20 protein-coding genes and 1 tRNA gene are annotated in these 24659 nt (G+C 71.6%); 8 read left to right on the forward strand and 13 right to left on the reverse strand.

Annotated elements, in window-relative coordinates; genetic code table 11:
- Nucleotides 1-20: 20 nt before the first annotated feature.
- Nucleotides 21-1850 (reverse strand): bifunctional metallophosphatase/5'-nucleotidase, encoded by a 1830-nt coding sequence (locus ACZ7MY_RS28300; RefSeq protein ID WP_499606053.1) that lies wholly within the window; start codon nt 1848-1850, stop codon nt 21-23.
- Between the two features lie 175 nt (nt 1851-2025).
- On the opposite strand from ACZ7MY_RS28300, the gene ACZ7MY_RS28305 reads away from it, so the two are divergent.
- Both ACZ7MY_RS28305 and pyk read left to right on the forward strand, forming a co-directional pair.
- The gene (locus tag ACZ7MY_RS28305) at nt 2026-2733 is read left to right on the forward strand and encodes an SIMPL domain-containing protein (RefSeq protein WP_499606054.1); all 708 of its coding nucleotides are present in this window, start codon (nt 2026-2028) and stop codon (nt 2731-2733) included.
- Nucleotides 2734-2872: 139 nt separating this feature from the next.
- Nucleotides 2873-4312 (forward strand): pyruvate kinase, encoded by a 1440-nt coding sequence (gene pyk / locus ACZ7MY_RS28310; RefSeq protein ID WP_499606056.1) that lies wholly within the window; start codon nt 2873-2875, stop codon nt 4310-4312.
- On the opposite strand, the gene pgfA is transcribed toward pyk, so the two are convergent.
- The 3 genes from pgfA to ACZ7MY_RS28325 form a co-directional block, all read right to left on the reverse strand.
- Nucleotides 4221-5279, reverse strand: a complete 1059-nt coding sequence (pgfA, locus tag ACZ7MY_RS28315) for a cell envelope lipid trafficking protein PgfA (protein ID WP_499606058.1) — start codon at nt 5277-5279, stop codon at nt 4221-4223. The two genes, pyk and pgfA, sit on opposite strands and share 92 nt — an antisense overlap.
- Before the next feature lie 12 nt (nt 5280-5291).
- Nucleotides 5292-5426 carry an SPW_0924 family protein gene (locus tag ACZ7MY_RS28320; protein WP_107418524.1) on the reverse strand — a complete coding sequence of 45 codons (135 nt, stop codon included), beginning with the start codon at nt 5424-5426 and terminating at the stop codon, nt 5292-5294.
- 87 nt (nt 5427-5513) lie between these two features.
- A complete protein-coding gene (locus tag ACZ7MY_RS28325) occupies nt 5514-6728 on the reverse strand; it encodes a lytic transglycosylase domain-containing protein (RefSeq protein ID WP_499606059.1) in 1215 nt (404 codons plus the stop codon).
- A gap of 150 nt (nt 6729-6878) precedes the next feature.
- On the opposite strand from ACZ7MY_RS28325, the gene ACZ7MY_RS28330 reads away from it, so the two are divergent.
- Nucleotides 6879-7772 (forward strand): DUF4184 family protein, encoded by an 894-nt coding sequence (locus tag ACZ7MY_RS28330; RefSeq protein WP_499606061.1) that lies wholly within the window; start codon nt 6879-6881, stop codon nt 7770-7772.
- Here the strand turns inward: ACZ7MY_RS28330 and polA are convergent.
- On the reverse strand, nt 7703-10438 hold the full coding sequence (gene polA, locus ACZ7MY_RS28335; protein WP_499606063.1) for a DNA polymerase I: 2736 nt from the start codon (nt 10436-10438) through the stop codon (nt 7703-7705). The two genes, ACZ7MY_RS28330 and polA, sit on opposite strands and share 70 nt — an antisense overlap.
- A 67-nt stretch (nt 10439-10505) precedes the next feature.
- On the opposite strand from polA, the gene ACZ7MY_RS28340 reads away from it, so the two are divergent.
- Entirely contained in the window at nt 10506-12815 is a 2310-nt protein-coding gene (locus ACZ7MY_RS28340) for an FdhF/YdeP family oxidoreductase (protein ID WP_499606065.1), read from the forward strand.
- 56 nt (nt 12816-12871) lie between these two features.
- The gene (locus tag ACZ7MY_RS28345; RefSeq protein WP_499606066.1) at nt 12872-13357 is read left to right on the forward strand and encodes a PaaI family thioesterase; all 486 of its coding nucleotides are present in this window, start codon (nt 12872-12874) and stop codon (nt 13355-13357) included.
- 116 nt (nt 13358-13473) lie between these two features.
- On the opposite strand, the gene ACZ7MY_RS28350 is transcribed toward ACZ7MY_RS28345, so the two are convergent.
- The 5 genes from ACZ7MY_RS28350 to ACZ7MY_RS28370 form a co-directional block, all read right to left on the reverse strand.
- Nucleotides 13474-14241: an ABC transporter ATP-binding protein gene (locus ACZ7MY_RS28350; protein ID WP_499606067.1), complete on the reverse strand. Its 768-nt coding sequence runs from the start codon at nt 14239-14241 to the stop codon at nt 13474-13476.
- Nucleotides 14238-15170 carry an ABC transporter ATP-binding protein gene (locus ACZ7MY_RS28355; RefSeq protein ID WP_499606069.1) on the reverse strand — a complete coding sequence of 311 codons (933 nt, stop codon included), beginning with the start codon at nt 15168-15170 and terminating at the stop codon, nt 14238-14240. The genes ACZ7MY_RS28350 and ACZ7MY_RS28355 overlap by 4 nt, the downstream gene beginning before the upstream one ends.
- On the reverse strand, nt 15167-16534 hold the full coding sequence (locus ACZ7MY_RS28360) for a branched-chain amino acid ABC transporter permease (RefSeq protein WP_499606070.1): 1368 nt from the start codon (nt 16532-16534) through the stop codon (nt 15167-15169). The genes ACZ7MY_RS28355 and ACZ7MY_RS28360 overlap by 4 nt, the downstream gene beginning before the upstream one ends.
- Nucleotides 16531-17460 carry a branched-chain amino acid ABC transporter permease gene (locus ACZ7MY_RS28365; RefSeq protein ID WP_499606072.1) on the reverse strand — a complete coding sequence of 310 codons (930 nt, stop codon included), beginning with the start codon at nt 17458-17460 and terminating at the stop codon, nt 16531-16533. The genes ACZ7MY_RS28360 and ACZ7MY_RS28365 overlap by 4 nt, the downstream gene beginning before the upstream one ends.
- 133 nt (nt 17461-17593) lie before the next feature.
- Nucleotides 17594-18733, reverse strand: coding sequence for a branched-chain amino acid ABC transporter substrate-binding protein (locus ACZ7MY_RS28370; RefSeq protein WP_499606074.1), 1140 nt, complete (start codon nt 18731-18733; stop codon nt 17594-17596).
- Nucleotides 18734-18986: 253 nt separating this feature from the next.
- Here ACZ7MY_RS28370 and ACZ7MY_RS28375 point away from each other — a divergent pair, with 253 nt between their 5' ends.
- Nucleotides 18987-19574, forward strand: coding sequence for a hypothetical protein (locus ACZ7MY_RS28375; RefSeq protein WP_499606076.1), 588 nt, complete (start codon nt 18987-18989; stop codon nt 19572-19574).
- Between the two features lie 18 nt (nt 19575-19592).
- Here the strand turns inward: ACZ7MY_RS28375 and ACZ7MY_RS28380 are convergent, their stop codons facing one another.
- Nucleotides 19593-20219 carry an ANTAR domain-containing response regulator gene (locus ACZ7MY_RS28380; RefSeq protein WP_499606077.1) on the reverse strand — a complete coding sequence of 209 codons (627 nt, stop codon included), beginning with the start codon at nt 20217-20219 and terminating at the stop codon, nt 19593-19595.
- Between the two features lie 99 nt (nt 20220-20318).
- On the opposite strand from ACZ7MY_RS28380, the gene ACZ7MY_RS28385 reads away from it, so the two are divergent.
- Both ACZ7MY_RS28385 and ACZ7MY_RS28390 read left to right on the forward strand, forming a co-directional pair.
- Nucleotides 20319-20391: transfer RNA gene (locus tag ACZ7MY_RS28385), tRNA-Leu, on the forward strand.
- Nucleotides 20392-20502: 111 nt separating this feature from the next.
- Nucleotides 20503-21240: a helix-turn-helix domain-containing protein gene (locus ACZ7MY_RS28390; protein ID WP_499606079.1), complete on the forward strand. Its 738-nt coding sequence runs from the start codon at nt 20503-20505 to the stop codon at nt 21238-21240.
- On the opposite strand, the gene hrpB is transcribed toward ACZ7MY_RS28390, so the two are convergent.
- Nucleotides 21221-23851 carry an ATP-dependent helicase HrpB gene (hrpB, locus tag ACZ7MY_RS28395; RefSeq protein ID WP_499606080.1) on the reverse strand — a complete coding sequence of 877 codons (2631 nt, stop codon included), beginning with the start codon at nt 23849-23851 and terminating at the stop codon, nt 21221-21223. The genes ACZ7MY_RS28390 and hrpB overlap by 20 nt on opposite strands.
- Nucleotides 23779-24639 (reverse strand): class I SAM-dependent methyltransferase, encoded by an 861-nt coding sequence (locus ACZ7MY_RS28400; RefSeq protein WP_499606082.1) that lies wholly within the window; start codon nt 24637-24639, stop codon nt 23779-23781. The genes hrpB and ACZ7MY_RS28400 overlap by 73 nt, the downstream gene beginning before the upstream one ends.
- Nucleotides 24640-24659: the final 20 nt, after the last annotated feature.

Raw genomic sequence — 24659 nt, forward strand, 5'->3', positions numbered from 1 at the left:
CGGGCCGCCCCGCGAGCGGCCTAGAAGACCGGCACGCCGGCGCGTGTCAGCCGCCAGTCCTGCGAGGCGAACCGGGCCGGGTCGATGGAGCCGTTGGCCCGCACCCAGGCGATGATGGTGTTCCGGATCTCCTCGGAGTTCGCCCACACCTGCTGCGCGGTGGCGACGCCGGGGAAGTTGCCGCCGCCGTTGGCCCGGTAGTTGTTGACGGCCAGCACGAAACGGGCCGACTCGTCGATCGGCGCGCCCTGGAAGAGCACGTTCGACACCCGGGAACCGGCCGGGCGGGAGATGTCGACGTCATAGGTGACGCCGCTGACCACGTCGTAGTTGTAGTCGGGCGTGCCGTTCGCGTTCGTCAGCTTCGCGACGTCGACGGGCGCGCCGGGCGCCGTCTGCACGAAGTAGTTCGCGGAGAACTCGATGTACGCCTTGACCTGGGCGCCGGTCAGGACCCGGGCCTCCAGGGTGTTCTCGAAGACGTACAGCCCGGCGACGTCGCGGATGGTGACCTGACCCGCCGGGATGGCGGCGGTGCGCGAGAAGCACGCCGCCTGCGACAGCACCGGCAGGGCGGCGTGCTCCGTCCCGGCGAGCGCGGCCTTGACCGTCTCCGCCTGGACGAAGTTGATGAAGTCGATGATCGGCGTGTCCTTGTAGGGGGACTCCTGGGCCGACATCGCGGCGGCCGAGGTGCCGATCACCTGGTTGACGTAGGCCACGACCTCCTTGTGCTCGTCCGCGAGCAGTCGGACGATCCGCGGGTCCTCCTCGACCGTGTTGGAGTTGAGGACGGACGCGCCGACCGTGACGACCTCCCACCTGCCGCGGACCAGCTCCAGGTCGAAGTCGAAGACGGTCAGGCGCTGGCCCCACTTCAGCGGCTCGGACAGCACCACGCCCTGGCCGGTCCGCTTGTTGGCCACCACGTACTCGGGGATCTCGGAGTGGGCGTGGCCGACCAGGATCGCGTCGATGCCCGGCACCTGCTCGGCGACGAGCGCCGCCGCGTTCTCGACGTACGGCAACTGGTCACCGTAGGAGGAGGTGCCGGAGGAGCCGCTGTGGGCCGAGACGACGACCACGTCGGCCCCCATCGCGCGCAGCCGCGGCACGTACTTGGCGGCCTGCTCCTCCAGGCCCGGGAAGGTCATCCTGCCCTGCACGTTGGCCTTGTCCCAGATCGCGATGCCGGGGTTGGTCAGGCCCAGGACCGCCACCTTCACGTCGGGCGCCCCCTTCACCCGCAGCCGGTGGAAGGAGTACGGCGGGAAGGCCGGCCGGCCCGTGCGCGCGTCGAGGGCGTTGGCGCCGAGCAACGGGAAGTCGCACTGCTCCTCGAACTTGCGCAGCACCGGGATGCCGTAGTTGAACTCGTGGTTGCCCAGCGCCGCCGCGTCGTAGCCGATGGCGTTCATGGCCTGTGCCATCGGGTGCACCGGGCCGTGCTCGGCGGTGATCGGGTCGATCTTGGCGTAGTAGTACGACAGCTGGGTGCCCTGGATGGTGTCGCCGGCGTCGATGAGCAGGGTGTTCTCGCGGCCCTTGGCCGCGCGCAGCCGGGAGACCAGGGTGGAGATCTTGGCCAGGCCGACGTCGTTGTGCGCCGCGTCGTCGTACTCGGCGTCGGTGAAGTAGTCCCAGTTCAAGACGTTGCCGTGCAGGTCGGTGGTGCCGAGGACGCTGAAGGAGTACCTCTTCGGAGTGTGCCCGTGGCCATGCCCGTGCCCGTGGCGCCCCGTGGCCTGGGCCGGAGCCGCGCCGGCCACGGTGCCGGCCGTGCCGGCGAGCGCGAGTCCCGCGCCGGTGGCGGCGGAGCGGTTGAGGAAGTCCCTGCGGTTCAGCGGCATACGTCGGCTCCTGGTGTCCGGCGGACGCCCCGGGCGGTCGCCGGGGGCGGGATGACTGTCCGTTCATGCGGTTAACGCGCGTAGATTCTGGCGCAAGGGTGCTCCGGGCAACACCCCCGCCGGGCTGCGAACAGATGACTCGTCACGGCGGCACCGGCCTGGCAGGGTGGGACGCATGACCACAGAACCGGCCAGGACGTACCCGACGCCCGAGACCCCGCACGTGGGGGTACGCGGTGAGGCGACCCTCGAGGTCGAGCCCGAGCTCGCCCGGATCGCCGTCACCGTCAGCGCCCGGGGCACCGACCGCCGCGCCACCCTGGACGACCTCAGCCGGCGCAACGCGCAGGTGCTCGACCTCGTCAAGGGCTGCACCGACGCCGTCGAGAAACTGGAGACCGGCGCGTTCGTGATCACCCCCGAGCTGCGGGAGCGGGGCCGCGGCGAGCGCGTACGGGCGTACCACGGCAGCGTGCGCGTCGGGGCCACCCTCACCGACTTCACCGCCCTGGGGGAGCTCACCACCCGGCTGGCCGATCTGGAGCTCACCCGTGTCGACGGCCCGTGGTGGTCGCTGCGCCCCGACTCCCCGGCCTACGCCGAGGCCCGCCGGCAGGCCGTGCGCGACGCGGTGCAGCGCGCCCGCGGGTACGCGGAGGCGCTCGGCGCCCGCCTGGTCGCGCTGGTCGAGCTGGCCGACGAGGGCGTGCAGCAGTCGGCGCCCTTCCGCGCCGCCCGTCCGGCGATGCGGACCGCCGCCTTCGCGGCGCCCGGCGGCGCCGAGGAGACGGCCCGCGCCCTTGACATGGAACCGGAGCGACAGAGCGTGTACGCGCAGGTCACCGCGCACTTCACGATGACCGCCCCCGACCTGTCGGGCTGAGGTCCGGCACACCGGCGGTGTGCTCATCAGAGCGGGCCCGGGCTCACTTCACCACTTGTCAACAACCGTTAATCAGGCTGACGTTGGACAGTCGCCTTCCACGAGGTACCTACTGTGAAGTAGGTCATAGGCTCACCCCATGCGCCGAGCAAAAATCGTCTGTACCCTCGGGCCCGCCACCGACTCCTACGACCAGATCAAGGCCCTGGTCGAGGCCGGCATGGACGTCGCCCGCCTGAACATGAGCCACGGTTGCCACGCCGATCACGAGGACCGGTACCAGCGCGTGCGCAAGGCCGCCGACGAGACCGGCCGCAGCGTCGGTGTCCTCGCGGACCTTCAAGGCCCGAAGATCCGGCTGGGACGCTTCGCCGAGGGCCCCGTACTCCTTGAACGCGGTGACGAGTTCACGATCACCACCGAGGAGGTCGAGGGCGACCGCCTGGTCTGCGGCACCACCTACAAGGGCCTCGCCGCCGACGTCACGCGCGGTGAGCGGATCCTCGTCGACGACGGCCGCGTCACCCTGGAGGTCACCGGCGTCGAGGGCCCCCGGGTCCGCACCCTGTGCATCGAGGGCGGCCTGATCTCCGACAACAAGGGGCTCAACCTCCCCGGTGTCGCGGTCTCCGTGCCCGCCCTGTCCGAGAAGGACGTCGAGGACCTGCGCTGGGCGCTGCGCATCGGTGCCGACATCATCGCGCTGTCCTTCGTCCGCAGCGGCCGGGACGTCGAGGACGTGCTGCGCATCATGCGCGAGGAGGACCGCCGGGTCCCCGTCATCGCCAAGGTCGAGAAGCCGCAGGCGGTCGACAACCTCGAGGAGATCGTCGCCGCGTTCGACGGGATCATGGTTGCCCGCGGCGACCTCGGCGTCGAGATGCCGCTGGAGGCCGTGCCGATGGTGCAGAAGCGCGCCGTCTCCCTCGCCCGGCGCAACGCCAAGCCGGTGATCGTCGCGACGCAGATGCTGGAGTCGATGATCGACTCCTCGCGGCCCACCCGCGCGGAGGCCTCCGACGTCGCCAACGCCGTCGTGGACGGCGCCGACGCGGTCATGCTCTCCGGCGAGACCAGCGTCGGCAAGCACCCCGTCGAGACGGTCAGGACCATGGGCCGGATCGTCGCCGCCGCCGAGGAGGACATGCTCGCAGCCGGCCTGCCGCCGCTGACCGAGCAGAACAAGCCCCGCACCCAGGGCGGCGCCGTCGCGCGCGCGGCCGCGGAGATGGGCGACTTCCTCGACGCCAAGTACCTGGTGGCCTTCACGCAGTCCGGCGACACCGCGCGGCGGCTGTCCCGCTACCGCTCGCCGATCCCCGTGCTCGCCTTCAGCCCCGAGCCGGCCACCCGCTCCCAGCTCAGCCTGACCTGGGGCGTGGAGACCTTCCTCGGGCCGATGGTGCAGACGACCGACGAGATGGTCGACCAGGTCGACGAGCAGCTGCTGCGCATCGGCCGCTGCCAGGAGGGCGACGTCGTCGTCATCACGGCGGGTTCCCCGCCCGGTGTCCCCGGGACCACCAACCTCGTGCGCGTGCACCACATCGGGGAGGACGACTCCCCCAAGCGCCGCTGACGCCGCTGACGCCGCCGGCGCCGCCCGCCGCCGGGCGGCGGCCGCGCGCCTCCACGACGAGCGCGAGCGACAGCAGCACGACGCCGAGCGCGAGGGAGCCCCACGGCAGGTAGGAGGTCAGCAGCAGCACCGCCTGCCGCTGGGACCTCACCAGGGCCACGGTGTGCCGGACGTAGTCCTCGCGCATCCTCACGTGCCCGGCGAACGCGGTGATCGGCCGCTGCTTCCCGTCGGTGAAGCGCATCTCCTCGCGGTGGACCTCCTCGCCGTTGACCGGCGCCCCGGTGACGGGGTCCACCCAGAACATGCGCTTGGTGGTGTACCAGCGCTCCATGCCCATCGCCGCGACGGTCTGCGGGGTGACGCCCTCGACGGGCATCTTCTTCGGCAGCGGCACCTCGGTCCACGGCACGGTCTGCTCGAAGTAGTAGACCTCCAGCCCGCGGAACTCCTGCGTGCCCCGGTAGTGGATGGGCGCGGAGGTCCGCGCCTGCGCGTCGAAGTAGTAGTAGTCCCGCTTCTCGGTCAGGAAGGGGAACTTGAACTCGACGCCCCGCCGTCGGACGGCGTCGCCGTCAACGCTCTCGCCCCCCGCGTGGACGGGCTCCTGCGTGTGGGCGTCGAAGACGTACCGCTCCGGCACCTGGGAGACCATCGCGCCGTCCGGGCCCACCACGTAGGCCAGCCCGTCCCACACGACCACGTCACGTCCGGTGGCCCGGTCGATCCTGCGGGCCTCCTCCACGTCGCCCTTGAGGGTCTGCACGATGCTGACCTTGGAGACCTTCTTCGGCCGCATCGTGCCGTAGTCGAGCAGCGTGGCGTCCCGCGCCTCCAGGACGACCGCCTGGTACTGGCCCGCCGGGATCTTCGCCAGCCGCGGGAACGCGTACCAGCGGACGAGGGGCGACAGCGCGGTGAAGAACACCGCGAGGAACAGCAGGACCAGGCTTGACCTGCGGCGCATGGGACCGCCCTCCTACGGGTGCGCGGGGACGGTGGTGAGCAGCGGCTCGGGGGAGGTGCTGCCGTCCGGCGGACCGACCGCGGTCACGAGGAGGACGATCGCGAACGCGGCGACGAGTCCGATGGCCGCGGCGATGACTGCGCGCATGGCCGTACCTCCCGGTCGTACGGCTACGTCGGCTGGGCCGGTGCACCGTAGCAACCGGGAGGTGAAATGAGAACAGGTTCTACGGCGTCAGTTGACCGGGCCGGTCGCGGTGCCGCCCTCGGTCTCCGTCGGTGACGGGCTGTCCCCGGGGGAGGCCGTCGCGCACGGGTCGGGCGTACCGGTCTGCGACGGGGACGTCGTGTCGGTGGGGGTCGCCGTGGGCGAGCCCGAGTCCGTCGGACAGGTCGGCGGGTCCGTCGGGCCGGACGGGTCGGTCGGGTCCGTGGTCGGATCCGTCGGGTCCGTGCTGGGGCCCGTCGTCGGGGAGTCGGTGGGCGAGGGGTGGCCCGACGGGGTGCCGATCGTGCCGCTGGAGGACGCGGTCGGGGTGGGCTTCTTCGTCGGCGAGGCGCTCATGCTCGGCGACCACGTCGGCGACGGCGAGGCGGAGGGCGTCGTGGAGACCGGCGGGTTGTGGGGCGTGTCGCTGCCCGCGTCGCCGATGTCGGGGAGGGAGACGACGTCACCGTCGCGGAAGTGGTCGTACCAGGACAGGACCGTGTTCAGGTACGCCGTCGAGTTGTTGTAGCCCAGGATCGCCTGGTGCAGGTTGCTCTCGATCGACAGGTCGCGGTTGCCCGCGCAGAGGTAGCGGCCGGCGGCGAGCGCCGCGTCGAATATGTTGTTCGGGTCGCTGACCCCGTCGTCGTTGCCGTCGGCGCCCCAGGTGTCCCAGGTCGACGGGATGAACTGCATCGGGCCTATCGCACGGTCGTGGACGGTGTCCCCGTCCCACTTGCCGCCGTCGGTGTCCGTGATGTTCGCGAAGCCGTCGCCGTTGAGGACCGGGCCCAGGATGGGGGAGAGCGTGGTGCCCGCCGAGTCGACGTTGCCGCCGCGCGCCTGGTTGGACTCGACCTGACCGATCGCGGCCAGCAGCTCCCAGCGCATGTTGCAGCCCGGGTCGCTGGCGGCGAGAGCCGTCTCGGCCCTGCGGTAGGCCTCCAGCACGGACGCCGGCAGGCCGGTACCGCCGGTGGTCACGGTGCCGGTTCCGGCGTCGGGGGCGGTGGAGCTGCCCGGAGGGGGCGTGTTGAGCGGCGGGAGCTCGGTCAGGTACTCCGACGAGTTGCCGTCGATGGGGTCGCCCGGCGGGGGCACGATCGGGGCACCGGCACTGGTGTTGAGGACGCCCGGCAGGAGTCCGGGGGCCTGGGAACCCGTCAGCGCCGCCATGGCCGCGGCGGCCACCGCGGTGCCCGCGACTCCCCTGCGGATCCGCCGTCCGTACCGCGCTCGCATACCCGAAGCCCCTCCCGAAAGCCGTGTCGCCCGTCTCCCTGCGTGGCAACCCTGGTGACCCTACGGCAACTTCCTGAACGGAGCCACCGTCCCGGACGTCGCATACTGATCGGACCGATGTGTTCCGGAAGAGGTTGCATGCCGTTCACGATGAGTCATGCGTTGGCCGTCCTGCCGGGTCTGCGGCAGGACCCCGCCGGCACCGTACGGGGACGCGGCCCGCTGGTGGCCGCGGCCCTCGTCGCCGGCTCCTTCGCCCCCGACGTGCCCTACTTCGCCGATTCGCTGGTGCGGGGCCTCTTCGGCTACGGACAGCTCACCCACGCCCCGCTGGGCGTCGTCCTCGTGGACCCGGTCGTCGCCGCCGGGCTGGTGGGCGGCTGGGCGGTGCTGCGCGGCCCGATGGTGGCGCTGCTGCCCGAGCGCCGGCAGGCGGGGATCGCCGCCCTGGTGGGCGCCGGCGACCGCCCGCGCCCCTCGGTGCGCTCGGCTGCGGCCTTCTGGCTGTCGGCGGTGGCGGGGGCGACCACCCACGTGGTCTGGGACGCCTTCACCCACCCCGGACGGTGGGGCGTGCGCCTGCTGCCCGTGCTCGACCACGAGGTGCACGGCACGGCCCTGCACAAGTACGCCCAGTACGGCAGCTCGGCCGTGGCGCTGGTGGTGCTGGGCTGGTACGGACTGCGCGCCCTGAGGGCCGTGCCCGGTGAACCGGCCGAAAAGCGTCCCTCGCCGGTGCCGCGGCTCTCCCGCCGGGCCCGCCGGCTCGCCCTGACCGTCCTCGGCGCCACCACGGCCGCCGGAGCCGCCGTGCGCGCGGAGCAGTGGTACGGGGCCACCGGCGACGCCGCCGGGATGATCCCGGCCGGGGTCTTCGGCGCCGGCGCGGGACTCGCCCTGGCCGCCGCGGCCTGCGCCGGCGCGGTGCACCTCACGCACCGCGCCGACCGCCGCGACGGCCGGGCGACGCCCGGTCAGTGGGCCGCCGACTCCCAGTCCGCGCCGACGCCCACGGAGACGTCCAGCGGCGCCCGCAACGGGTAGGCGGCCGCCATCTCGCGGCGGACCAGTTCCTCCACCGCGGCGCGCTCGCCGGGCGCGACCTCGACCACGATTTCGTCGTGCACCTGGAGCAGCAGCCGGGACCGCAGCCCCTCCCGGGTCAGCGCCGCGTCCACCTTCAGCATCGCGATCTTCACGATGTCGGCGGCCGAGCCCTGGATCGGCGCGTTGAGCGCCATCCGCTCGGCCATCTCGCGTCGCTGCCGGTTGTCGCTGGTGAGGTCCGGAAGGTAACGGCGGCGGCCCATCAGGGTCTCGGTGTAGCCGGTGACCCGGGCCTCCTCCACCACGCGCTGCAGATAGTCCCGAACGCCGCCGAAGCGCTCGAAGTACGTCTCCATCAGGCCGCGCGCCTCCGCCGCCTCGATGCCCAGCTGCTGCGACAGGCCGAAGGCCGACAGCCCGTACGCCAGGCCGTACGACATCGCCTTGATCTTGCGGCGCATCTCGGCGTCGACCTGCTCCGGCGGCACCGAGAAGACGTAGCTGCCGACGGTGGTGTGCAGGTCCTCGCCGGAGTCAAAGGCCGCGATCAGCCCCTCGTCCTCCGACAGGTGGGCCATCACCCGCAGTTCGATCTGGCTGTAGTCGGCGGTCAGCAGCGACTCGTAGCCCTCGCCGACCACGAAACCGCGGCGGATCGCCCGGCCCTCGTCGGTGCGCACCGGCACGTTCTGCAGGTTGGGGTCGGTCGACGACAGCCGGCCCGTGGCCGCCACGATCTGGCTGAACGTGGTGTGGATCCGCCCGTCGGGAGCGATGGTCTTGACCAGCCCCTCGACCGTCACCCGCAGCTTCGCCTGCTCCCGGTGCCGCAGCATGATCACCGGCAGCTCGTGCTCGGTCTGCGCCGCCAGCCACGCCAGCGCGTCCGCGTCGGTGGTGTAACCCGTCTTGGTCTTCTTCGTCTTGGGCAGCCCCAGCTCGCCGAAGAGCACCTCCTGCAGCTGCTTGGGGGAGCCCAGGTTGAACTCGTGCCCGACCGCGGCGTGCGCCTCCTTCACGGCGAGCTGCACCTCGCCCGCGAACCGCTGCTCCAGGCGCTCCAGATGCTCGCGGTCCGCGGCGATGCCCGCCCGCTCCATCCGCGCCAGCAGCGCCGAGGTCGGCAGCTCCACCTCCTCCAGCAGCCGCCGCGCGCCGTCCTGCTCCAGCCGTGCGGCGAACGCCTCGCCCAGGTCCAGCACGGTGCGCGCCTGCACCATCAGGGCCTCGGTCTCCGCCTCGTCGTCCGCGCCGAAGGCCAACTGGCCGTCCTCGCCGCCCGCGGGGGCCAGTTCACGCCCCAGGTACTCCACCGACAGGTCGTCCAGCGCGAACGAGCGGCGGCCGGGCTTCACCAGGTACGCGGCCAGCGCCGTGCACATCGTGACGCCGTCCACGGACCAGCCGTGCTCGGCGAGGACCCGCATCATGTTCTTGACGTTGTGCAGCACCTTCGGCCGGGCCGCGTCGGCCAGCCACGCCGCGAAGGCCCGCTCGTCCTTCTCGTCCAGCGCCGCCGGGTCGAACCACGCCGCCGGTCCCTCGGCCGTCGCCAGCGCCACCTCGGACACACTGCCCGCGCCCAGTGCCCACGCGTCGACCGTCGCCACGCCCAGCGGCCCGCCCGCGTGCTCCGCCAGCCAGCCGGCCAGCTCGCCCGCGGCCAGCACCCGGCCCTCGACGGCGACGCCGCCGGCGACCTCCGGCGCGTCCTCCTGCGCGGCGCCCGGGTCGGCCGCGTACAGCCGCTCCCGGAAGTTGGGGTGGCGGAACTCCAGGGTGTCCAGCACCACGTCGAGCGCGTCCCGGTCGTACGGCTGCCGCGCCAACTGCTCCGGCCCGCAGGGCAGCTCCACGTCCCGCACCAGCTCCGTCAGCCGGCGGTTCAGCTTCACCGACTCCAGGTGGGCGCGCAGGTTCTCGCCGGCCTTGCCCTTCACCTCGTCGGCGCGCTCCGCGAGTTCCGCGAACGAGCCGAACTGGTTGATCCACTTGGCGGCGGTCTTCTCGCCGACGCCCGGGATGCCCGGCAGGTTGTCGGACGGGTCGCCGCGCAGCGCCGCGAAGTCCGGGTACTGCGTGGGGGTCAGCCCGTACTTCTCCTCGACCTTGCCCGGGGTGAACCGGGTCAGCTCCGAGACGCCCTTGGTCGGGTACAGCACCGTGACGTGGTCCGAGACGAGCTGGAAGGAGTCGCGGTCGCCGGTGACGATCAGCACCTCGTACCCGAGGGCCTCCGCCTGCGTGGCCAGCGTGGCGATCACGTCGTCCGCCTCATAGCCCTCCGTGGCGAAGCGCTGCACGTTCATCGTGTCCAGCAGCTCGCCGATCAGCCCGACCTGGCTGCGGAACTCGTCCGGCGTCGTGGAGCGGGTCGCCTTGTACTCGGGGAACTCCTCCAGACGCCACGTGCGCCGCGAGACGTCGAACGCGACCGCCAGATGCGTCGGCCGCTCGTCACGCAGGGTGTTCGCCAGCATGGAAGCGAAGCCGTACACCGCGTTCGTCGGCTGGCCGGTGGTGGTGTTGAAGTTCTCCACCGGCAGCGCGTAGAACGCCCGGTACGCCAGCGAGTGCCCGTCCAGCAGGAGCAACCGGGGCCGCTCACCCCCCTGGGGTGCGGTGCCGGTCGCTGCGTTCGTCTTCTCTGCCTTTGCTGCCACGTTCCCGATCCTCCCACGCCCGACTGACACTGCCGGTCCGCGGCCTCGTCGTGGCAGGATCGAAGCCATGGCAGGCAAAGCACCCGCAGGCGACCCCGTCCAGGACGCACCCGAGGTCAGCGCCCCGCAGCACGCCGCTGCCGGGCTCCCGGCCGTAGGGCACACGCTCCGCATCGCGCAGCAGCAGATGGGAGTGCGGCGGACCGCGCTCACCCTCCTCAGGGTCAACCAGAAGGACGGCTTCGACTGCCCCGGCTGCGCCTGGCCCGAGCCGGAGCACCGGCACACCGCTGAGTTCTGCGAGAACGGGGCCAAGGCCGTCGCCGAGGAGGCCACCCTGCGCCGGGTCACCCCGGACTTCTTCGCCGCGCACCCCGTCGCCGACCTCGCCCGGCGCAGCGGCTACTGGCTGGGCCAGCAGGGCCGCCTCACCCAGCCCATGTACCTGCCCGACGGCGCCGACCACTACGAGCCCGTCCCCTGGGAGCGTGCCTTCGAGATCGTCGCCGACGAGCTGCACCGGCTGACCGGCCCCGACGAGGCCCTCTTCTACACCTCGGGCCGCACCAGCAACGAGGCCGCCTTCCTCTACCAGCTCTTCGCCCGCGAGTTCGGCACCAACAACCTGCCCGACTGCTCCAACATGTGCCACGAGTCGTCCGGCTCCGCGCTCGCCGAGACCATAGGCGTCGGCAAGGGCAGCGTCCTGCTGGACGACCTCCACCGCGCCGACCTGATCATCGTCGCCGGGCAGAACCCCGGCACCAACCACCCCCGCATGCTCTCCGCCCTGGAGAAGGCTAAGGCGGGCGGCGCGAAGATCGTCACCGTCAACCCGCTCCCCGAGGCCGGCCTGCAGCGCTTCAAGAACCCGCAGACCCCCAAGGGCCTGGCCGGCGGCGGCACCCCGCTCGCCGACCTCTTCCTGCAGATCCGGCTCGGCGGCGACCAGGCCCTCTTCCGCGCCCTCAACAAGGCCCTCCTGGAGGCCGAGGACCGGGCGCCAGGAACCGTGCTCGACCAGGCCTTCATCGCCGGCCACACCCACGGCTTCGAGGCGTGCGCCGCCGCCGCCCGCGCCACCGACCCCGACGAGGTGCTGCGCGCCACCGGGCTGCCGCAGTCCGACATCGACCGGCTGCTCGCCATGGTGCTCGACGCCCGGAGCGTCATCGTCTGCTGGGCCATGGGCCTCACCCAGCACAAGCACTCCGTGCCCACCATCAAGGAGGTCGTCAACTTCCTCCTCCTGCGCGGCAACATCGGCCGCCCCGGCGCCGGCGTGTGCCCCGTGCGCGGCCACAGCAACGTCCAGGGCGACCGCACCATGGGCATCTACGAGAAGCCCGCACCCGCCTTCCTCGACGCCCTGGAGAAGGAGTTCGGCTTCGCCCCGCCCCGCGACCACGGCCTGGACACCGTCGCCGCCATACGCGCCCTGCGCGACGGCGACGCCAAGGTCTTCTTCGCCATGGGCGGCAACTTCGTCGCAGCCTCACCCGACACGGACGTCACCGAGGCCGCCATGCGCCGCGCCCGCCTCACCGTGCACGTGTCCACCAAGCTCAACCGCTCCCACGTGGTCACCGGCGCCCGCGCCCTGATCCTGCCCACCCTGGGCCGCACCGAGAAGGACGTCCAGACGGCCGGCGAGCAGTTCGTCACCGTCGAGGACTCCATGGGCATGGTGCACGCCTCCCGCGGCGGCCTGGAGCCCGCGAGCCCCCTGCTGCTGTCGGAGCCGGCCATCGTCTGCCGCCTCGCCCGCGCCGTCCTCGGCCCGGACAGCCGTGTGCCCTGGGAGGAGCTCGAGGCCGACTACGACCGGATCCGCGACCGCATATCCCGCGTGGTCCCCGGCTTCGACGACTTCAACGCCAAGGTGCGCCGCCCCGGCGGCTTCACCCTCCCGCACGCCCCGCGCGACTCCCGCAGCTTCCCCACCGCCACGGGGCTGGCCAACTTCACCGCCGAGCCCCTGGAGTACCCGCACGTGCCCGAGGGCCGGCTGCTGCTGCAGACGCTGCGCTCGCACGACCAGTACAACACCACCATCTACGGCCTCGACGACCGCTACCGCGGCATCAAGGGCGGCCGCCGCGTCGTCCTGGTCCACCCCGAGGACGCAGCCGCCCTCGGCTTCGCCGACGGCGCCTACACCGACCTCGTCAGCGAGTGGACGGACGGCACCGAACGCCGCGCAGGGGGCTTCCGGGTGGTCCACTACCCGACGGCCCGCGGCTGCGCCGCCGCCTACTACCCGGAGACGAACGTGCTGGTCCCCCTCGACCACACCGCCGACACCAGCAACACCCCCGCGTCCAAGTCCGTCGTCGTCCGGCTGGAACCGACGACCCCGGTCGGCGGTCCCCACTGACCGTCCGGTAGAAAACGGGCCAGTACACCGAACGACGACGATCGGAGCCACCGTCCATGGGCGAGCAGACCACCACCAGCCTTTTCTCCCCGGAGGTCATCGAGCAGTACGCCGGACTCGGCGTCGACCTGGTGGCGCTCTTTTCCGCCGGCGACCTCGGCTCCCGCATGGGCATCGAGATCGTCGAGGCGACCGCGGAGCGCGTCGTGGGCACCATGCCCGTCGAGGGGAACACCCAGCCCTACGGACTCCTCCACGGCGGCGCCTCCGCCGTCCTGGCGGAGACCATCGGGTCCATCGGCGCCATGCTGCACGGCGGCCCCGGCAAGATCGCCGTCGGGGTCGACCTCAACTGCACCCACCACCGCGGCCTGCGCTCCGGCCGGGTGACCGGGGTCGCCACCCCCGTCCACCGCGGCCGCTCCTCCGCGACGTACGAGATCGTCATCAGCGACGAGCAGGACCGCCGCGTCTGCTCCGCCCGCCTCACCTGCATGCTGCGCCCGGCCACCCCGGCCACCCCCGGCGCCGTCTCCTCCTGACGTCCGGCACGGACAGCACGGACGGCACGCACAAGGCGAACGGCCCCCGGAATCCTCCGGGGGCCGTTCGCCTTGCCGTATGACGCGCCGTACGGCGTGCCGCGGGACGCCGTACGTTACGCCGCGCCCTCACCGAGGTAGGCGGCACGCACGCGCGGGTCGGACAGCAGGGCCGAGGCGTCGTCCTCCATGACGATCGCACCCGTCTCCAGCACATAGCCGCGGTCGGCCAACTGCAGCGCCTGGGAGGCGTTCTGCTCCACCAGCAGCACCGTGGTGCCCTGGTCGTTGATCTCCTTGATGATCTCGAAGATCTGCTGGACGATCAGCGGCGCCAGACCCATCGACGGCTCGTCGAGCAGCAGCAGGTTCGGACGGCCCATCAGCGCCCGGCCGATGGCCAGCATCTGCTGCTCACCGCCGGACAGGGTGCCCGCCAGCTGCGTACGCCGCTCCGCCAGGCGCGGGAAGAGGGTCAGCACGCGGTCCAGGTCGTCCTTGGAGACGCCCTTGAACCGGTACGCGCCCATCTCCAGGTTCTCCAGCACCGTCATCACCGGGAAGACCCGGCGGCCCTCCGGGGACTGGCCGATGCCGAGCTCCACGACCTTGTGCGAGGGAACGCCGTCGATCCGCTGGCCGCCCAGCCGCACCTCGCCGTGGCGGGGCTGCAGCAGACCGGAGATCGTGCGCAGGGTGGTGGTCTTGCCGGCGCCGTTCGCGCCCAGCAGGGCCACGACCTCGCCCTGCCCGACCGTCACGTTGATGCCCTTCAGCGCCTGGATCGCGCCGTAGAACACCTGCAGGTCGACCAGCTCCAGCATCGCCGTCGCCTGGGCGGCGGAACCAGCCGTCGCCTTCTCGAAGTTGGCGGCCTCGGTCATCGGCCCTCCTCCTCGGACTCACGCGGCGCGGGGACTTCGGGAACATCGTCCGCGTGGTGCGACTCGACGATCTCCACCATCTCCGCGACGGCCTCCACGGCCTCCTCGTCGGCCGAACCCAGGTACGCCTCGATCACCGCGGGATCGCGCTGCACCTCCTCGGGCAGCCCCTCGGCGATCACCTTGCCGAAGTTCAGCACCATGACGCGGTCGGCGACCGACATCACGAGCTTCATGTCGTGCTCGATCAGCAGCACGCTGACGCCCAGGTCCTGGTTGATCCGGCGGATCAGCTGCTCCAGCTCCAGCTTCTCCGTCGGGTTCGTACCGGCCGCCGGCTCGTCGAGCAGCAGCACCTTCGGGTCGGTCGCCAGCGCCCGGGCGATCTCCAGACGCCGCTGGTCGCCGTAGGACAGGCCGGCGGCGAGCTCGTTGTGCTTGCCCGCCAGACCCACGTACGACAGCAGCTCCTGCGCTCGCTCGTCGCTGGCCTTCTCGTCCCGGCGCGCCCACGGCAGGCCCAGCATGATCGAGATCGCGCCCGACTTCTGCCGCGACTCCGCCGCGATCTTGACGTTCTCCAGCGCCGTCAGGGCCGCGAAGAGCCGGATGTTCTGGTACGTACGGGCCACACCGTAACGGTTCACCAGGTACGGCTTGGTGCCGAGCAGCTTGTGCTCCGCACCGCCCTCCTCGTGGAAGGTGATCGCGCCCTCCTGCGGGACGTACACGCCCGTCAGGGAGTTGAACAGCGAGGTCTTGCCCGCGCCGTTCGGGCCGATCACCGCGAGGATCTCGCCCCGCCGCATGGTCAGGTTGACGTCCGAGAGGCTGGTGAGACCGCCGAACCGCAGCGTCACGCCGCGGGCCTGCAGCACCGTCCCGCCGGTCTGCGCGGGCTGCTCGCCCGCTTCCTTCACCGCGTTCACGACTTCACGCCTCCCGTCGGCTCGGTCATCGCATCGGCGTCACCGATGCCCGCCTCCGCCATGTGCAGCTCGCGCTGCCTGCGGCGGGAGGGGATCACACCCTGCGGACGGAAGATCATCATGATGACGAGCAGCGCACCCAGGTAGATGAAGCGGTCCTGCTCGGGCACCAGGTCACGCAGCGCGTTCGGCAGCCACACCAGCAGCGCGGCACCGAACAGCACGCCCGCGATGGAGCCCATGCCGCCGAACACCACGTACGCCAGCGCGAGCACCGACAGCACGATGGTGAAGTTCTCCGGGTTGATGAAGCCGACCTTGCTGGAGTACACCACGCCCGCCAGACCCGAGGTCGACGCGCCGATCGCGAACGCCAGCAGCTTGTACCGGACGGTGTTGATGCCCGTCGCGGAGGCGGCCACCTCGTCCTCCCGGATCGCCGTCCAGGTGCGGCCGATCCGCGAGTGCTCCAGGCGGTTGTACAGGAAGATCAGCACCACCAGGAAGAACAGCAGCAGGTACCAGTACGGCAGCGGGTCCAGCGTCCAGTCGTAGTTGATCGGACCGATGTGGATCGACGGGTGCGGGATGCCGATGACACCGCGCGAACCGTTGGTGAAGCCGTCCGAGTTCTTCGCGACCAGGTACACGATCTCGTGGAAGCCCAGCGTCACGATCGCCAGGTAGTCGCCGCGCAGCCGCAGCGTCGGGGCGCCCAGCAGCACACCGGCGATCAGGCACGTGACGATGGCGAACGGGATCGACTCCAGCGCGCCCACCGTGAACGGCGGCTTCACCGGCATGTGACCGGTCCAGAAGGCGCAGGAGTACGCGCCGATCGCGTAGAAGGCGATGAAGCCCAGGTCCAGCAGACCCGCCCAGCCGACCACCACGTTCAGGCCGACCGCGATGATCATGAAGATCCCCATCTGCGTGACGAGGACCTCCTGCCAGAACAGGCTGGTGTTGGCCGGGATGACGATCGCCAGCACCAGGACGACCACCAGTCCGCCCAGCCGCAGCCAGCCGTTGGAGCGGAACATCGCCCGCGTCGGCTCCAGCGACTTGCCGACGCCCTGCGCACCCTGCCGGGCCGCGTCACGCACCGGGGCACCGAACTCCACCAGCGCCCACACGCCCACCATGATGGCGATGCAGATCCACAGCCGCGCCGACTCGAAGGCGCCGGTGAACGCCGACAGCCTCTCCGCCGGGTTGCCGTCCTCGCCGGTCATCAGCGCGAGGACGAAGCCCAGGATCACCATGCCGATCAGGCGGGCCCAACGGGGCTCCTGGTACCACGCCTTGCGGCGCAGCTTCGCCACGTCCACCGAGAAGGACTCGGAAGCGGTCGCGTCGCTCATGCCGACCTCCCCAGACGCTCACCCATGATGCCCGTCGGACGGAACATCAGCACCAGGATCAGGATCACGAACGCGGTCACGTCGATCCACTGCGTGCCGAAGAGCGGGGAGCTCAGGTTCTCGACGATGCCCAGCAGCAGACCGCCCAGCATCGCACCACGGATGTTGCCGATACCGCCCAGCACCGCCGCCGCGAAGGCCTTGATGCCCGGCAGGAAGCCCACCGTGAACCAGACCTGGCCGGAGATGCCGAAGCCGTAGAGGAAGCCGGCCGCGCCACCCAGCAGACCGCCGATGATGAACGTACGGGAGATGATCTTGTCGATGTCGACACCCATCAGACCCGCGGTCTCGGCGTCCTGCGCCACGGCCCGGATGCCCGCACCCATCTTGGTGCGGTTGACCACCATGTCCAGACCGATCATCATCGCGACCGCGGAACCGATGATGATCAGCTGCGTGATCTTCACCGGGGTGCCGAAGACGCTGAAGACCTCACCGTTGGTGTACAGCTCCGGCATCGGCACGGGGTTGCGGCCCCACAGCTTGCCCGCCAGGTTGTACAGGAAGAACGACGCGCCGATGGCGCTGATCAGGAAGACCAGCTTGGGGGCGTTCCGCTTGCGCAGCGGCTTGTACGCCGCCTTCTCCAGCCCGAACGCGGTCAGCGCTCCGACCAGGGCGCCGGCGATCATGCCGACGATCACCCACACGACGGAGTTGAACCCGTGCGGGGACTGCGGGGCGAGCTCCGACAGCACGACGAGCGAACCGAAGCCGCCCATCATGAAGACCTCGCTGTGCGCGAAGTTGATGAGCTGGAGCACGCCGTAGACCAGGGTGTACCCGATCGCGATGACGGCGTACATGGACCCCGTCGTCAAGCCTGGGATGAAGTAGTCCCAGAAGTTGTGGAAGAGATTCATCGTGCGTGGGAATCCTTGCTGAAGCCGGTGAAGGGCGGCGAAAACGCGTCCGACACAGCGATGGGGAGCGCGGGGCGGCGGCCGGAACCGGCGCCGCGTCCCACGCCCCCCACCTCAGATGTCGGTTGCCGGGTCAGCTGGCGCTGAGGGTGGCCACGTCACCCAGGTAGCCGATCTTGCCGTCGGCGACCTGGTACAGGTACACGTTCTTGATCTTCAGCTCACCCTTGTCGTCGAAGGCGAACTCCTTGGTCAGGCCCTTGTAGTTGACGGCCTTCAGGGCCGCCAGCAGCTTGTCGCGCGTGACGTCCTTGCCGAGCTTCTTCATCTCGGAGATGACCAGGTTCGCGATGTCGTACGACTCGGCCGAGTAGGTGCCCGGAGGAGTGTTGAACTTCTTGGTGTACGCGTCGGTGAACGCCTTGGTGCTCTCGTTCTTCGTGGCGTCGGTGCACGGGCAGGTCAGGAACCAGTTGTTGGCCGCGGCACCGGCCAGCTCCACGAACTTCGCGTCGTTCGAGCCGTCACCCGAGATGCCGATGCCCTTGAAGCCGCCGTCGGCCAGCTTCTTGGCGAACGGCGCCAGGTCCGCGTAGTAACCCGCGTAGATCAGCGCGTCGGCCTTCGAGTTGACGACCTTCGTCGCGGCGGCGGTGTAGTCCGGGGTCTTCGCGGGGACGGAGTCCGTCTCCACGGTGACGCCCGCGGCCTTCAGGTTGTCGATCGCGACCTTGGCCAGGCCGACGCCGTACTCGCTCTTGTCGTCGATGACGAAGACCTTCTTGGCCTTCTCCTTCTTCGACAGGTACTCGGCCATGCCGGCACCCTGCTCGTTGTCGTTCGGCGCACCGCGCAGGAACGAGGCGAAGCCCTGGTTCGTCAGGTCCGGGTTGGTCGCCGACGGCGACACCGCGGCGAGCTGCGCCTGGGCGTACAGGCCACCCGAGGCCTTCGTCGGGCCGGAGAACGCCGGGCCGACGACGGCGACGACACTGGTGTCACCGATGAGCTTCTGGGCGGCAGCGGGCGCCTGGTCCGGCAGACCCTGGTCGTCACCGTCCACGACCTTCAGCGTGAAGGGCAGGTCGCCCTTCGCATTGGCCTCCTCGACGGCCAGCTTCAGACCGTTGTTCTCGTTGATGCCCAGCGCGCTGTTGTCGCCGGACAGCGGACCCTGGAAGCCGATGGAGAACGTCGGCTTGCCGCCGCCGCCGTTGCCGCTGTCGTCCTTGCCGCCACCGCACGCGGTGAGCGCGAGAGCGCCAACTGCCACCGGGATGGCAAACTTGACGAACTTGTTGTTGAGCACTACGACCCCCTGGAGCCGCCCAATGAGATTACGAGTCGGCGGGCCGTAGGCCCTCCGGATTGCGACCGCGTGAACAACACGCGGGTTGGCGGGAATGTAATCCGCTGATCAGGCACTCAGATAGGCCACAGGAAGAGATGTGATCGGACGGTGACCTCGGTCATGTGCCGGAAACAGAACGGTCCTTACCGGTAACCGGACGACCAACGGGGGAGAGATGCAGAAAAACGTCCGATTTGGCGGCCTTGCGCGAAGGGCGACCCGCAGGCCCGCGCTGACGGCCCTGGCCGGAGCGCTCGCCGGGGCCACGGTAGCGGCCCTCACCGCCGCGGCGATATGGCCCCACCCTTCCCCACCCACGACCGGCCAACCCCTGCGTCAGCTCGAAATTGCCCTCGACGCACCCGCCGTCACAGCGGGGAACCTGGAATTCCGCGCCCTCGCCCTGCGCTGCGGCATCGCCGTCATCGTCGGCACCCACGCCGAACACCCCGCGAAAGGCCGCCTCTGCCGCATCCGCGTCGGCGTCACCGTCGACGACTCCGTCAGCGCCCGCCTCGACAACGACCTCCACCGGCTCGTCCTCGCCGACGGCAGCCGGCACGCCATGGACTGGGAGGCCATGCAGATCAAGCGCCAGCCCCTCACCATCGACATCGGCGCCCACGACCGCGCCGAGTACGACCTGTGGTTCGACATCCCCCGCGGCGCCGCCGTCGACCACCTCGCCGTCACCGACGACAAGGGCAACCCCACCGCGGACATCCCCCTGCCACGACGCGACTGGCCCGACCACTCGGCCTGAACCAGCCCCCGGCCGACGCTACTTGGCGCCGCCGTCCACCTCGTCCAGCACGGCCTGCGCCACCGCCTGCATCGTCATGCGGCGGTCCATCGACGTCTTCTGGATCCACCGGAACGCGGCCGGCTCCGACAGCCCGTACTTCGTCTGCAGGACGCTCTTCGCCCGGTCCACCAGCTTCCGCGTCTCCAGCCGCAGGCTCAGGTCCGCGACCTCCGCCTCCAGCGCCCGCAGCTCCGTGAACCGCGACACCGCCATCTCGATGGCCGGCACGACGTCGCTCTTGCTGAACGGCTTCACCAGGTAGGCCATGGCACCCGCGTCCCGGGCCCGCTCCACCAGCTCGCGCTGCGAGAAGGCGGTCAGCATCAGCACCGGCGCGATCTTCTCCTTGGCGATCCGCTCCGCGGCCGAGATCCCGTCCAGCACCGGCATCTTCACGTCCAGGATGACCAGGTCCGGCCGCAGCTCCTCGGCGAGCTTGACGGCCGTCTCGCCGTCCCCGGCCTCGCCGACCACGGAGTAGCCCTCCTCCTCGAGCATCTCTTTCAGGTCCAGCCTGATCAGAGCCTCGTCCTCGGCGATCACCACGCGGGTGGTCAGCGGCGGTACGTGCGACTGCTCGTCAACGGGCTCGGCGGCGCTCACGGGACTCCTCGTTCCAGGGCAGGTGCTGCCCCAAGAGCCTACCTATCTCCGGTATGTTTAGGACACGGAGGGTATACGCTAGCCTTCGCTTCAAAGGAAGCCCCGGTAGCCCAGCGGTAGAGGCAATGGTCTCAAACACCATATAGCGTGGGTTCGAATCCCACCCGGGGTACTCCGCCTTCAATTTCAAGGCGTTTATCACTCAGGGTGATCTTCACTGGGTCGAGTGAGAGACGATGGATTCCCGGCCACGCGCGGCCGGAATCCCGCCAAAGTCGTGCACGTGTACGACATGAAAACGCGCCGTCGCGCCCTCGCGCTCCTCGCCGAGGGCCGGAGCCTCAACTCCGTGAGCCGGGCGACCGGAATATCCCGTTCGGCCATCCGGGAGTGGCGCACCCGCGTCGAACCCAGACGGAGCGGCACCGAGTGCACCGGTCGCGCGTCGGGGCCCGCCTACGCCTATCTGCTCGGCCTCTACCTCGGCGACGGCTGCATCAGCCCGCAGCCGCGCGGCGGTCACGCCCTGCGCATCGCATGCGCGGACGCCTGGCCGGGCCTGATCGACGCCTGTGAGGAGGCCGTCAGGGCCGTCCGGCCCGGGAACTCCGTGTGCCGCGTCCACGCCCAGGGCTGCACCATGGTGACGTCGTACAGCGACCACTGGCCCTGCCTCTTCCCCCAGCACGGACCCGGCAGGAAGCACGAGCGCCGGATCGCTCTTGAGCCCTGGCAGCAGGACGTCGTGGACGAGTGCCCCTGGGACTTCCTGCGCGGGCTGATCCATTCCGACGGGAGCCGGGTCGTGAACCGGACCACGCGGACCGTGGCCGGTGTGACCAGGCGCTACGAGTACCCGCGCTACTTCTTCACCAACCGGTCCGAGGACATCCGGCGGCTGTGCACCGACACCCTCGACGCCCTCGGCGTCGCCTGGCGGCAGGCCGGCGCCTGCAACGTCTCCGTCGCCCGCCGGGAGGCCGTCGCGCTGATGGACCGCTTCATCGGTCCGAAGCATTGAGCCGCGCCTTGGTGTGCCGGGTGGCGACCGCCGTCGTGGGGTCCTCGGGCCAGGGGTGCTTGGGGTAGCGGCCGCGCAGTTCCGCGCGCACCGCCCGGTAGCCGTCGCGCCAGAAGGAGGCGAGGTCGGCGGTGACGGCGGCGGGGCGGCCCGCGGGCGAGAGCAGGTGGACGAGGAGGGGGACGCGGCCGCCGGCGATGCGGGGGGTGGTGGTCCAGCCGAAGAGCTCCTGGAGCTTGGCGGCGAGGACGGGGCGGTCGTCGTCGTAGGAGACGCGGACCTTGGATCCGGAGGGGATCTCCAGGCGTTCCGGGGCGAGTTCGTCGAGGCGGGCGGCGTCTCCGGTGGCCCAGGGCAGGAGGCGGCCCAGGGTGGTGGCGGCGTCGACGCGGGCGAGGTCGGCGCGGCGGCGGGCGGTGGCGAGTTCGGGGGCCAGCCACTCCTCCGCGCGGGAGAGCAGGGCCTCGTCGGAGACGTCGGGCCAGGGGGCGCCGATCTCGCGGTGGAGGAAGGCGAGGCGCCGGCGCAGGGTGTCGGCGTCGCGGGTCCACTTCAGCAGGCGGGGTCCTTCGCGGCGGAGGCCGTCGAGGAGCGCGGTGCGCAGGTGTTCCGGGTCGGGGTGGGGGAGGGGGCGGGTGGTGAGGGTGATCGCGCCGAGGCGGGCGGCGTGGTGGGCGGTGACGTCGCCGTCGGTCCAGGTGACCTCGTCGGCTTCGGTGAGCAGGGGCGCGGCGGCGGTGCGTGCGGTGTCCTCGTCGATGACGGCGGCGAGGCGTACGCGGGCGGAGGGGGAGCCGGCGGGGCGGTCGGCGACGGCGACGGCGAGCCATTGGGGGGTGCCCAGGCGTGTGCCGTCGGCGAGGTCGGCGGCGGTGCCGGAGGCCATCAGGTAGCCGGAGCCCGAGCCGGCCCCCGCCCCAGTCCCCGTGCCGGTCCGGCGGCGGGCGACGCGTTCGGGGAAGGCGAGTGCGGTGAGGAGGCCGGCGGCGCTGTCGTCGGTCAGGGCCGTGTCGGGGTGCTCGGGGGCCGCCGCGGCCAGGCGGCGGGCTTCGCGGCGCCAGCGGTCGGCGTGGGCGTCGTGGGCGCGGCGGGCGGTGCGCCAGGCGGCGGCGAGGTCGTCGCCGTGGTCGCGCGGGGGTTGTTCGGACAGCAGGGCGACGATGTCGGCGGCGCGGCGGGTGCCGGTGCGGGGGGCGCCGTCGAGGAGGGCGCGGGCGAGCCGGGGGTGGAGGCCGATGCGGGCCATGCGGTTGCCGCGGTCGGTGGTGCGGCCGTCGGGGCGGAGGGCACCGATGGAGGTGAGGACGTCGTGTGCGGCGGCGAGGGCGCCGGGCGGCGGCGGGTCGAGGAGGGCGAGCCCGGTGGCGTCGGGGTCGCCCCAGGCGGCTGCCTGGAGGGCGAAGGGGGTGAGGTCGGCGACGGCGATCTCGGGGGAGGGGAAGCGGGGCCGGCCGGTGTCCTCGGCCTCGTTCCAGCAGCGGTAGGCGGTGCCGGGTGCTTCGCGTCCGGCGCGTCCCGCGCGCTGGGCGGCGGTGGCGAGGGAGGCCCGGACGGTGGTCAGGGAGCCGAGCCCGCGGGCGTGGTCGGTGCGGGGTTCGCGGGCGAGCCCGGAGTCGACGACGACGCGTACGCCGGGGACGGTGAGGCTGGATTCGGTGACGGAGGTGGACAGGACGACGCGGCGGCGGGTGCCGTCGCCGCCGCGGAGCACGGCGTCCTGGACGGCGGCGGGTGCCTGGCCGTGGAGTTGGAGGACCTCGGCGCCGGTGCCGTCGAGGAGGCGGGCGACGCGGGCGATCTCGCCGGTGCCGGGGAGGAAGCACAGGACGTCGCCGTCCGCGGTGCGCAGCGCGGTGCGGACGGTGGCGGCGACGTGGTCGAGGAACGCGGGGTCGACGCGCGTGCCGTGCGGCGGGCGGATGCCGTGGGGCGGGGGCGCGTGGGTGACGGCCACGGGGTGCATGTGTCCCTGGGCCCGGACGACGGGTGCGCCGCCCAGCAGCCGGGACCAGGCGTCGGCGTCGGTGGTGGCGGAGGCGGCGACGACGCGCAGGTCGGGGCGGAGCGCGGCGCGGACGTCGAGCAGGAAGGCCATGGCGGTGTCGGCGTCGAGGTGGCGTTCGTGGCACTCGTCGAGGAGGACGGTGGTGGTGCCGGGGAGTTCCTGGTCGCGCTGGAGCCGCTGGAGGAGGACGCCGGTGGTGACGACCTCGACGACGGTGCGCGGGGAGACCTTGCGGTCGCCGCGCACGGTGTGCCCGACGCGGCCGCCCGGTTCCTCGCCGAGGAGCCAGGCCATGCGGCGGGCGGCGGCCTTGGCGGCCATGCGGCGGGGTTCGGCGACGAGGACGGTCCGGGTGGGCCGGTCGTCGAGGAGCCCGGCGAGGGCGAGCGGGACGAGGGTGGTCTTCCCGGTGCCGGGAGGGGCGGCGAGCACGGCGCAGCCGTGTCCGTCGAGGGCGTCGTGGAGGGCGGGCACGGCGGTGCGCACGGGGAGGGCGGCGAGGGCGTCCTCCCGCAGTCGTGCGGGGCGGGGGGTCACGCGGCGACGCAGACGAAGACCGCGGTGCCGGGGAGGAGCCGGCCGCGCAGCGGGGACCAGCCGCCCCATTCCGCGGTGTTCCAGGCGGGCCACTCGGGTTCGACGAGGTCGACGAGGCGGAAGCCGGCGGTGCTGAGTTCGCGGACGCGGTCGCCGAGGGTGCGGTGGTGCTCGACGTAGACGGCGTGCCCGGTCTCGTCCTGTTCGACGTAGGGGGTGCGGTCGAAGTAGGAGGCGGTGGCGGTGAGTCCTTCGGGGCCTGGTTCGTCGGGGAAGGCCCAGCGGAGGGGGTGGGTGACGGAGAAGACCCAGCGGCCGCCGGGGCGCAGCACGCGCCGGACCTCGCGCATGACGTGGGCGGTGTCGGCGATGAAGGGGAGGGCGCCGTAGGCGGAGCAGGCGTGGTCGAAGGAGGCGTCGGCGAAGGGGAGTGCGCCGGCGTCGGCCTGGACGAGCGGGAACGCGGGGGCGCCGCCCCCGGTTGAGCCGGCGGCGCGTGCGTCGTCGATGCGGCGGGCGTGCTGGAGCTGGCGGTGGGAGAGGTCGAGTGCGACGGGCCGGGCGCCGTGTGCGGCGAGCCAGCGGGAGCACTGGGCGGCGCCGGCGCCGATCTCCAGGACGGCCGCGTCCTTCAGGGCGGCGGTGGGTCCGAGGAGGTGGAGCTCGTCCTCGGTTGCTCCTTCCGGGCCCCAGACGAAGTCGGCGTCGCCGAGGAACTCGCCGTGGTCGCTCTGGTACTCGTCTGCGTTGCGGTCCCACCATCCGCGGTTGGCTCGGCTGCTCTCCGTGGCGCCTGCGACACGTCGCGTGGCCTCGGGTTCTTCGGGGACGGGCCGGGGGGCCGGTGCTTGGATCATTGCGCTGGTCGTCGTACCCT

Source organism: Streptomyces sp. NPDC111520 (genome assembly GCF_055635295.1).

Coding starts and splice junctions, on each gene's coding strand:
- ACZ7MY_RS28400 (WP_499606082.1), bottom strand. CDS start 24,639: ATGATCCAAGCACCGGCCCCCCGGCCCGTCCCCGAAGAACCCGAGGCC.
- ACZ7MY_RS28375 (WP_499606076.1), top strand. CDS start 18,987: ATGCAGAAAAACGTCCGATTTGGCGGCCTTGCGCGAAGGGCGACCCGC.
- ACZ7MY_RS28305 (WP_499606054.1), top strand. CDS start 2,026: ATGACCACAGAACCGGCCAGGACGTACCCGACGCCCGAGACCCCGCAC.
- ACZ7MY_RS28340 (WP_499606065.1), top strand. CDS start 10,506: ATGGCAGGCAAAGCACCCGCAGGCGACCCCGTCCAGGACGCACCCGAG.
- ACZ7MY_RS28325 (WP_499606059.1), bottom strand. CDS start 6,728: ATGCGAGCGCGGTACGGACGGCGGATCCGCAGGGGAGTCGCGGGCACC.
- ACZ7MY_RS28320 (WP_107418524.1), bottom strand. CDS start 5,426: ATGCGCGCAGTCATCGCCGCGGCCATCGGACTCGTCGCCGCGTTCGCG.
- ACZ7MY_RS28365 (WP_499606072.1), bottom strand. CDS start 17,460: ATGAATCTCTTCCACAACTTCTGGGACTACTTCATCCCAGGCTTGACG.
- ACZ7MY_RS28300 (WP_499606053.1), bottom strand. CDS start 1,850: ATGCCGCTGAACCGCAGGGACTTCCTCAACCGCTCCGCCGCCACCGGC.
- ACZ7MY_RS28330 (WP_499606061.1), top strand. CDS start 6,879: ATGAGTCATGCGTTGGCCGTCCTGCCGGGTCTGCGGCAGGACCCCGCC.
- ACZ7MY_RS28350 (WP_499606067.1), bottom strand. CDS start 14,241: ATGACCGAGGCCGCCAACTTCGAGAAGGCGACGGCTGGTTCCGCCGCC.
- pgfA (WP_499606058.1), bottom strand. CDS start 5,279: ATGCGCCGCAGGTCAAGCCTGGTCCTGCTGTTCCTCGCGGTGTTCTTC.
- hrpB (WP_499606080.1), bottom strand. CDS start 23,851: ATGGGGCGGCTGGTCCCCGCTGCGCGGCCGGCTCCTCCCCGGCACCGC.
- ACZ7MY_RS28360 (WP_499606070.1), bottom strand. CDS start 16,534: ATGAGCGACGCGACCGCTTCCGAGTCCTTCTCGGTGGACGTGGCGAAG.
- pyk (WP_499606056.1), top strand. CDS start 2,873: ATGCGCCGAGCAAAAATCGTCTGTACCCTCGGGCCCGCCACCGACTCC.
- ACZ7MY_RS28345 (WP_499606066.1), top strand. CDS start 12,872: ATGGGCGAGCAGACCACCACCAGCCTTTTCTCCCCGGAGGTCATCGAG.